7 protein-coding genes are annotated in these 8,792 nt (G+C 69.3%); all 7 read right to left on the minus strand.

Annotation, left to right across the window (positions count from 1 at the left end):
- Positions 1 to 708: 708 nt before the first annotated feature.
- Positions 709 to 1,941 (minus strand): metallophosphoesterase, encoded by a 1,233-nt coding sequence (locus ACRDSK_RS03195; RefSeq protein ID WP_431438345.1) that lies wholly within the window; start codon positions 1,939 to 1,941, stop codon positions 709 to 711.
- Positions 1,942 to 2,621: 680 nt separating this feature from the next.
- A complete protein-coding gene (locus ACRDSK_RS03200; protein WP_431438346.1) occupies positions 2,622 to 3,809 on the minus strand; it encodes a phenylacetate--CoA ligase family protein in 1,188 nt (395 codons plus the stop codon).
- 10 nt (positions 3,810 to 3,819) lie between these two features.
- Positions 3,820 to 4,596 (minus strand): ABC transporter ATP-binding protein, encoded by a 777-nt coding sequence (locus ACRDSK_RS03205; protein ID WP_431438351.1) that lies wholly within the window; start codon positions 4,594 to 4,596, stop codon positions 3,820 to 3,822.
- Positions 4,597 to 4,679: 83 nt separating this feature from the next.
- A complete protein-coding gene (locus ACRDSK_RS03210; protein WP_431438347.1) occupies positions 4,680 to 5,870 on the minus strand; it encodes an ABC transporter substrate-binding protein in 1,191 nt (396 codons plus the stop codon).
- Between the two features lie 12 nt (positions 5,871 to 5,882).
- The gene (locus ACRDSK_RS03215) at positions 5,883 to 6,944 is read right to left on the minus strand and encodes a branched-chain amino acid ABC transporter permease (protein WP_431438348.1); all 1,062 of its coding nucleotides are present in this window, start codon (positions 6,942 to 6,944) and stop codon (positions 5,883 to 5,885) included.
- A 1-nt stretch (position 6,945) separates the two neighbouring features.
- Positions 6,946 to 7,815 (minus strand): branched-chain amino acid ABC transporter permease, encoded by an 870-nt coding sequence (locus ACRDSK_RS03220; protein WP_431438349.1) that lies wholly within the window; start codon positions 7,813 to 7,815, stop codon positions 6,946 to 6,948.
- On the minus strand, positions 7,812 to 8,792 hold a 981-nt coding region (locus ACRDSK_RS03225; RefSeq protein WP_431438350.1), incomplete at its 5' end, for an AMP-binding protein. The genes ACRDSK_RS03225 and ACRDSK_RS03220, both read right to left, overlap by 4 nt.

An 8,792-nucleotide genomic window follows, 5' to 3' on the forward strand; every position in this document is an offset into this window, starting at 1 on the left:
TAGCCGCTGCCGTCCAGGCCGTCAGCTCGTTGCACCCCCAGCAGTGACACACCGACTCTCCACACTACCGGTAACACTCCGGCAGCCCCGCGTACATTGATTCCAACGCAGGCCACACGGGAACCGTGGATCCAGCTGGCCAGGCAGTCGACCGGCTGGTCCAGCTCGTGACTCGTTTTGCCAAGTCGTCGATGAGCACTCCGGCGCAGCCCGAGGCTACGTCCACCCTTTCACGTCGAGTTTCCTGATTGGTGCTGGAAGAGGACGAGTGGACGCTGTACCGAACTCGATGCCGACTGGCACCGAGGACGTAAATACTACTTTTGGCGTCACGGAGTCATACCTGACGAAGAGAAGGAGTGTGCCGCCTGTCCTGTGGCGAGGTCACCCGGTCCGAGTGGAGTTCCTTTGTCCATTCTGGATGTCCCCACTCGATCCGAACGTCGGCGTCGCCAGGGCCAGAACGAGGAGGCGCGTAGCGAATCCACACGGAGCCACGAACCAATCGGGGAACTGATGCACATGTGTGCGCTCTGCGTCACACAAGACGGCCCGAACGTCTTGTTAGCCTCCGGTTGAAAATCGTCGAGGTTAAGCCGTGAATCATCGGCGATCGCCGTCCGATCATCACAACTCCCCGACTCGCCTTCCCGGACACGTCCACGTTCCGGCAGCGGGCGAGCCGGGACCATCTGCCGAAGGCAGATCTCAGTCGGCCCGGAGCTCGAGCACAGAGATGTCGGGCGGGGCTCCGACCCGTACGGGCGGCCCCCAGAAGCCGGCCCCGCGCGTCACGTACAGCCAGGTGTCGTCTACTTGAGACAGACCGGCCAGTGTCGGCTGGGCCATCGACACGATGTGGTGGAACGGGTACATCTGACCGCCGTGGGTGTGTCCGGACAGTTGGAGGTCGACGCCGCGCTCGGCGGCGTCGGAGACCTGGACCGGTTGATGGGCGAGCAGCACGACGAGGGTGTCGGTATTCCGCCCGCCGAGGGCACGGTCGAAGTCCGGGGCATCGCCGGCCGAGCTGCCGTTGACGTCGGTGACCCCGGCCAGGTCGAGCGTCGCCGAGCCGCGGGTGATCGCGGTGCGCTCGTTGCGCAGCGTGTGGATGCCCAGGCCGTCGAGTGCGCGGATCCAGGCGTCGGCGTCCTCGAAGTACTCGTGGTTGCCGGTGACGAAGAAGCTGCCCTCGCGGGGCGCGAGGTCCCGCAGCGGCTCGACGGCCGAACGCAGATCCTCCGGTGTGCCGTCGGCCAGGTCGCCGACGATCGCCACCACGTCCGGGTCGGTTTCGTTGATCATCCGCACGATCCGCTCGGTGTGCGAGCGGCCGATCAGCGAGTTCAGATGGATGTCGCTGACCGTGGCGATCCGGAAGCCGGTGAGGCTGGGGTCGAGCCGGCGCAGCCGCACCGGAACCCTCAGCAGGTCGGGTGGCCCGAGGGCGTTGACCATGCCGACGCCGACCAGGCTCGCCGACGCCGCCCCGGCCACTACCGCGGTGGTCCGGGCGAGGAACAGCCGCCGGCTCTGGTTCACCTCGGGCTTCCCCGGGGCCGGCGAGGGTTCGGAGGTTGCCGGTGCCGTGTCGGTGGTGGCGGTCGCCTCGAGCGGGCGTCGGCGCACCCAGCCGCGCAGCGCCAGCCGGGGCAGCTCCAGCACCGCTGTGATCAGGAACAGGTAGAAAACCAGCGCGAGCCAGATGTACCCGGGCCAGCTGAACCAGCCCGCCACCTCCGGCGACGCCAGCCGCCCGCCGACGAACGCGGCGACCATCAGCACGGCGAGCAGCGCGACCGCCACGGCGCCGGCCCGCCGCGCACGACCCGGCTTGGTGACGTCCTTGACCAGCCGTTTCCAGACGTACCAGTGCATGAGCGCGATCAGCGCGAGGAAGACGACGACGATTATCACGGTGACGATCACGCCGATCATGTCGCGACGGAACCTTTCACGGTGAAAGTGGTTTCGACGATCACGAACGTGTGCCCGCAGCGCGACCGGTCCGTCCGCCCCAGCAGGCCCGAGGATAGGCAGCCCCTGCTGAGGGTTTCCTCAGGCTTCGGTCGTCGGTGTCACCGAGAGCGTTCGGCTATTCCCGTAGGCCGGCGAGCTCGATCGGTTGTCGGCGGAGGAGGAGGGCGGCGGGGACGAGGCTGGCGAGCAGCGCGATTGCCAGACAGGCCAGGGCGACGCCACCGATCGGTAGCCATGGCAGATCGATCTCGACGGTGGGTGTTCGGGACCCGAGGCCGCCGACGACGGCCGGTGCTCGGCACCCGGACGTACTACCCTTCGGCTCGGCCGCCGAGTTGCTCGCGCAGTGCGCTCGGGAAGGCCTCGCCATCAGCGACGTCATGCGCGCCAACGAGCAGGCCTGGCGCCCCGAAGCCGAGATGCGGATGGAGCTGCCGCCGCTGTGTGGTCTGTCATGCGGGCGGGTGTGGACCGCGGCCGTCGCGCCGCGCGATCGGCATCCTGTTCAAGCGCAGCGTCGTCCAGGCACTGCAGAACGCCGGCCATCGCGCTCCACCCCATCAGTCGGCTTCCCACCGGAAATGGACCGCTTCCCTGGGCGGATCCGGATGACAGCGCGGGCGGACACGGCTTGCGGTCTACCAGGTCCGGCGGTCGTCGAGAACCGGACCGTCATCGAGTGCCGGTACGCAGACGACGTCGGCTGCGAGCCGCAGCCGGGACCGGATCTTCTCTCGTACCCGGTCGGCCAGGTCGGCGTCGGCGTCGGGCGCGGGTACCAGTTCGCAGCGCAGTGTGTCGCGGTGCTCGACGCGGTCGATCACGAAGCGGTACGCGGCGATGCCCGGCTCCGCGGCCAGCGCCTGCGCCGCCTGCCGCGGGTGCAGGAACATCCCGCGTACCTTGACCGCTTCGCCGATGCGCCCGAGTACGCCGGCCAGGCGCAGTGAGGAGTCGGCGCCGAGACGCCAGGCGGACAGGTCGCCGGTTCCGAACCTGACCAGTGGCTGCTCGGGGCGCAGCAGCGTGACCACCACTTGGCCGACGCTGTCATCGACCACCGGAGCACCGGTCGCCGGGTCGCAGATTTGCACGAGTACGCCGTCGGGTAGGGCAAGTCCGGAGTTCGGCGCGGTCTCGTATCCGAGCAGCCCCGTCTCCGCGGTCCCGTACGCCTGGTGCACGGTGTCCACATAGGAGGCCAGCCAGTCGCGTAGCGAGTCTGGCAGCGGCTCGGCGGTGACCAGTGCCCGCCGGATCGCCAGCGGCTCACCGGCAGCCACCGCCTTCTCCAGCAGCGCCTTGAGGTAGGAGGGCAGCCCGGTGTACGCGGACGCGCCGACCCGCACCGCGGTCTGGATCTGCAGTTCCTGGTTGCCCACGCCGGCCGGGATGACCGTGGCGCCGAGCGCGAGCGCGCCTTCCTCGAACATGGCACCGGCCGGTGAGAGGTGGTAGCCGAAGCAATTGAGCACCACGTCGTGCGCGCCGAACCCGGCGGCGCGCAGCGCTTCGGCCCAGTGCCAGGGATCGGTTCCGGCGAGCTGCGGCTCGAACAGCGGCCCCGGTGATGCGAACACCTTGCGCAACCGCGCGTTCGGGGCTACCGCGCCACCGAACGGCGGAGCCGCTTGCTGTGCCTGAATCAGCTCGTCCTTGCCCAGCACCGGCAGGGGGTCGAGGTCGGCGACCTCGCGTACCCCGTTGATGTCGGCGGCGGCGAGGCGGTCGGCGAAGGCCGGCACCAGGGCGACGGCTTCGTTCACCGTGGCGGCGACCGCGGCATCCAGACCGTGAACGTACTGCGAGATTCGGTAGGCGAGCACGCCATCCTCCTTACAGCCAGCGCTTGCGGCGCTTGTAGTGTTTGACGTCGCGGTACCGTCGGCGCGCGCCGGCATCGCCGAGGCCCAGGTAGAACTCCTTGACGTCGGGGTTGTCGGCGAGTTCCGCGGCGGGGCCGTCGAGCATGATCCGGCCGGACTCCATGATGTAGCCGCGGTCCGCCACGGCGAGCGCCTGCCGGGCGTTCTGCTCGACCAGGAGCGCGGTGAGGCCGAGCTCTTGGTTCAGTCGCTGGATCACCCGGAACACCTCGTCCACCAGGCGGGGCGCCAGCCCGAGCGACGGCTCGTCGAGCAGCAGCAGGCGCGGGTCGGACATCAGGGCCCGGCCGATCGCCAGCATCTGCTGCTCGCCGCCGGACAGGTAGCCGGCGACCCGGGACCGCAGCGCCGCGAGGCCGGGTAGGAACTCGTACACCCGCGCGTAGTCGGCCTTGGCGCCGCGGGTGTACCCGCCGGCCACGAGGTTCTCGTGCACGGTGAGGTGCTCGAACACCCGCCGGCCCTCCATCACCATGGCGATGCCGCGGCGTACCCGCGCTGCCGCGTCCATCCCGGTGATGTCCAGGCTGTCGAACCGGACCGTGCCGTCGGTGACGTCACCGTGTTCGGTCGGCAGTAGCCCGGCGATGGCCTTGAGTGTCGTGGACTTGCCGGCGCCGTTCGAGCCGAGCAGCGCGACGATCTGGCCGGCTGGTACCTCCAGCGACAGTCCGCGCAGCACCAGGATCACCTGGTCGTAGATGACCTCCAGGTTCTCCACGGTCAGCGCGGCGGGTGTCCGGGTGGCCGAACCGTCGGCGTTGGCCGCCCGGCCGGAGCCGGCGCGGGCGGCCGCATCAGGTGTCCGGCTCACGTCTTGGGTACCACCTCGGCGGAGACCTCGGTGAGCTTGCCGCCGGTGACCTGGTAGATGCCGGAGGCGGTGCTGCCCCGGTGGCTTTCGGCGGAGAACTTGATCGGGCCGGTGACTTCGCCGGTGTCCACCGCGGGCATTGTCTCCAGGGCGGCACGCAGGTTGGGGCCGGTCAGCTCGTCGCCGTCGTTGAGCACCTTCTCGATGCCCTTGACCATCACCTCCATCGTGTACCAGCCCTGCACGAAGTGCAGACCCTTGGCGTCGAGGTCGATGTCCTTGCTCTCGCAGTACTGCCGGATCTCCTGGTGGCCGGGCTTGGCGGCGCTCGGCGGGGCGAACGGTTGCACCATCAGGTGGCCCTCGGCCGCGCCCGCGGCGGTCTTGGCGAACAGCTCGTCGGAGCACCAGTTCAGGCAGATGATCCGCATGTCCAGCCGCTGCGCGGCGAGGTCCCGGGCGACCACCGCGGCCGGGCTCGACACGTTCTGGATCACGATGTACTTGGCGCCCTGCGCTTTGGCCTGCTGGAGCAAGCCGATCTGGTCGGTGGCGCCGGTCTTCATCGGGTAGGCCTGGTAGCCGAGCCGGTAGCCCTTGTCCTCGAGCCATTTCTCGCCGTCGGCGAGCGGCGCGGTGCCGAACGGGGAGTCGTGGTGGAACACCGCGACCTGGGCCGCCGGATCCTCCGCCGCGATGTAGTCCAACGCCACCCGCATCTGGTCGGAGTACGTCGGCGCCACCACGAAGTTGTACGGCGACTGGTTGGGATCGGTGAGCGCCTCGGCGTAGGAGGCGGACATGAACGGCAGCTCGTCGTCCTTCACCTTGGTCCGCAACGCCTCCGAGTCTCCGGTGCCCCAGCCCTGGATGGCGACCGCCTGCTCGGAGACGAACCCCTTGTACTTCTCCTCGGCGGTGGGCACCTTGTAGGCGTAGTCCTCGCTCAACGCCTTGATCGTGCTGCCCTTGACACCGCCCGCGGCATTGATCTTGTCGACGTAGGCCAACATCCCCTCGTTGTACGGCTTGCCGACGTCGGCGGTGGCACCGGTGAGGTCGGCGAGCACCCCGATGACGATCTCCTGGCCTTCCTCGCCGGCACCGGCGTCCCCACCAGGTCCACCGCAGCCGGCGACCAGCGCGAGCGCGGCAGCGGCGGCGGTTGCGTAACTGAGTCGTTTCATGGGCTTGTCCTCCTAGTACCGGAAAGGCCAGTAACGGAAGTAGTCCTTGGCGCGGCGCCAGATGCGGTCCAGCCCGCGCGGTTCGAAAAGCAGGAACAGCACGATGACCAGTCCGAAGGTGGCGGCCTGGAAGGCGGGCAGCTGGTCGGCCAGGAACGGCGCCCAGCCGCGTACGCTGCCGGCCAGCTCGGCGAGCAGCGGCGGCAGCAGCATGATGAACGCCGCGCCGTACACCGCGCCGGCGATGCTGCCGAGCCCGCCGACGATGATCATCGCCAGGTATTGGATCGAGACGTCGATGGTGAACCGCTCCCAAGTGACCGTCTCGGTGTAGTGCGCGATCAGCGCTCCGGCCAGCCCCACGTACCCGGAGGAGACCGCGAAGGCGAACAGTTTCGTACGGGTCAGGTTGACGCCGATCGCCGAGGCGGCGATGTCCTGGTCACGAACCGCCATGAAGGATCGGCCGAGCGCGGTGCGGAACAGGTTGCGGGCGCTGAGCACCGCCAGCACGGCGAGGCCGGCGAGGATCCAGTACCAGACGAACTCGAAGCTGGTCCGCGGCACTCGGAGGCCGAACAGGGTGAGCCGGTCCACGTCGAGGAAACCCTGGCCGTCGGTGAGCCAGGTCCAGCGGCGGACAACGAAGATGATGATCTCCTGGCTGGCGATCGTCGCGATGGCCAGGTACAGGCCCTTGAGCCGCAGCGCGGGCAGGCCGAAGAACGCCCCGACGCCCGCGGTAACCAATACCGCCGCGATCATCGCCAGCGGCAGTGGCAGGCCGCCGCGCTGGACCAGCAGCGCCGAGGTGAACGCCCCGACTGCCAGGAAGCCGCCCTGCCCAAGGGATATCTGTCCGGTGAAGCCGACCAGGATGTTCAACCCCACCGCGCCGATCACGGCGATGGCGATGGTGTTGACGATGCCCAGCCAGTAGGTGTCGACCGTCCACGGCAGCGCGAGCAGCGCGAGGGCGATCAGCAGCAGCCGGAACCGCTCGGCACCGGTGTGCCGCAGCCGCAGCTCGGAGGCGTAGGAGCCGTGGTAGACGCCGGTCGCGGTGGCAGCCATGTCACACCCGCTCGATCCGGACCTGTCCGAACAACCCGTACGGGCGCACGAGCAGGATCAACACCAGCGCCACATACGGGGCGACCTGCGAGGCGCCCGGCGAGAGGCCCTCCGCGTACTGGCTGAGCAGGCCGATCACCGCGCCGCCGACGATCGTGCCGGGTACCGAGTCGAGCCCGCCCAGGATGACCACCGGGAACACGATCAGCCCGAAGTTGGCCAGGTTCTGGCTCACCTCGGCGATGTCGGCGAGTAGCGCCCCGCCGAGCAGCGCGCTGATCGCCGCCAGCGCCCAGGCCAGCGCGAAGATCCGCCGTACCGAAATCCCCTGGACCAGCGCGGCCTGCTGGTCGTCGGCGACCGCCCGCATCGCGATGCCGTGCCGTGACCAGCGGAAGAAAGCGCTGAACGCGCCCAGCGCGACGGCCGCGACGGCAACCGCGGTGAGCCGGTCCAGCGGCACCGGGGCCCCGGCGATGTCCACCGATCCGGTGGGCAGCACCTTGGGCATCTCTCGCGGTGTGGTGCCGTAGAACATCTGCACGCCGGCTTTGAGGATCGCGGCCAGCCCGATCGTCACCATGATGACCGCGATCGGGTCCTCGCCGATCAGCGGCCGCAGCACCAGCCGCTCGACCGCCACGCCGAGCACCGCGGCAACGACGACGCTGGCGACGACCGCGACCGCCAGCGGCAGGCGAAGCAGGACGAACGCCGTGTAGAACAGGTATGCGCCAATCAGCAGCAGCTCGCCTTGGGCGAAGTTGATGACCCTGGTCGCCTTGTAGATGAGCACGAAGCCGAGCGCGGCCAGCGCCAGTACCGCGCCGTTGGCCAGGCCGTAGACGGTCAACTGGATGAAGTCGGTCATGTGCGTCCACTCCAGACCGGGCGGCGGGGACGCTGCGCCAGCGCCTGCTGGCTGACCGGCTCCCGGATTGCGAGCGTGATGGTCCGCTCGGCCCGGGTTCCGTCCTGGTAGGTGACGCTGGTGTGCACGTCCACCGACTCGTCGCCCCGGTCCAACGCGGCGATGATGTCGGCGTACCGGCTGCTGACCACGTTGCGGCGGACCTTGCGGGTTCGGGTGATCTCGTCGTCGTCCGGGTCGAGTTGCTTGTGGAGCAAAACGAATCGGCGTACACGGATCGGCTCGGGAAGGTCGGCGTTGGCCTGGGCCACCTCCTCGGCGAGCAGGTCGGCCACCTCGGGCTTGCCGGCCAGGTCGGTGTAGGTCGTGTAGCCGACCCTGGACCGCTCGGCCCACGCGCCGGCCACCCGCGGGTCGATGCAGAAAATGGCGGTGATGCCGGCCGTACCGTGGAAGCTGACCGCCTCTTCCACGTACGGGGAGAACTTGAGCTTGTTCTCGATGAACGCGGAGGAGAACCGGCTGCCGTCGGGTAGCGACAGCACATCGGACTGCCGGTCGATGACGACCAGCTCCCCGTCGTCGAGGTACCCGGCGTCGCCGGTGTGCACCCAGCCGTCGGCGGTCCTGGCCCGCGCGGTGGCCTGCGGATCGTGCAGGTACCGGCGGAACACGCTCGCCGAGCGCAGCAGGATCTCGCCGTCGTCGGCGACGCGCAGCTCGGTGCCGGGGATCGGCACGCCCACGGTGTGGAACCGCACCGCGCCGTCGCGGTGCGCCACCGCGATGCCGCAGATCTCGGTCTGGCCGTAGATCTGCTTGAGGTTGACCCCGATGGCGTGGAAGAACCGGAACACGTCCGGCGACAGCGGCGCCCCGCCGGTGTAGCACCGCCGCACCCGGGCCAGCCCGAGCTGGTCGCGCACCGGCCGCAACCCGACCAGGTCGGCGGCGAGCCGGACCGCGCCGGTGCGCGG

The sequence above is a fragment of the Actinophytocola sp. genome, from assembly GCF_050699915.1.
Lineage (GTDB): Bacteria > Actinomycetota > Actinomycetes > Mycobacteriales > Pseudonocardiaceae > Actinophytocola.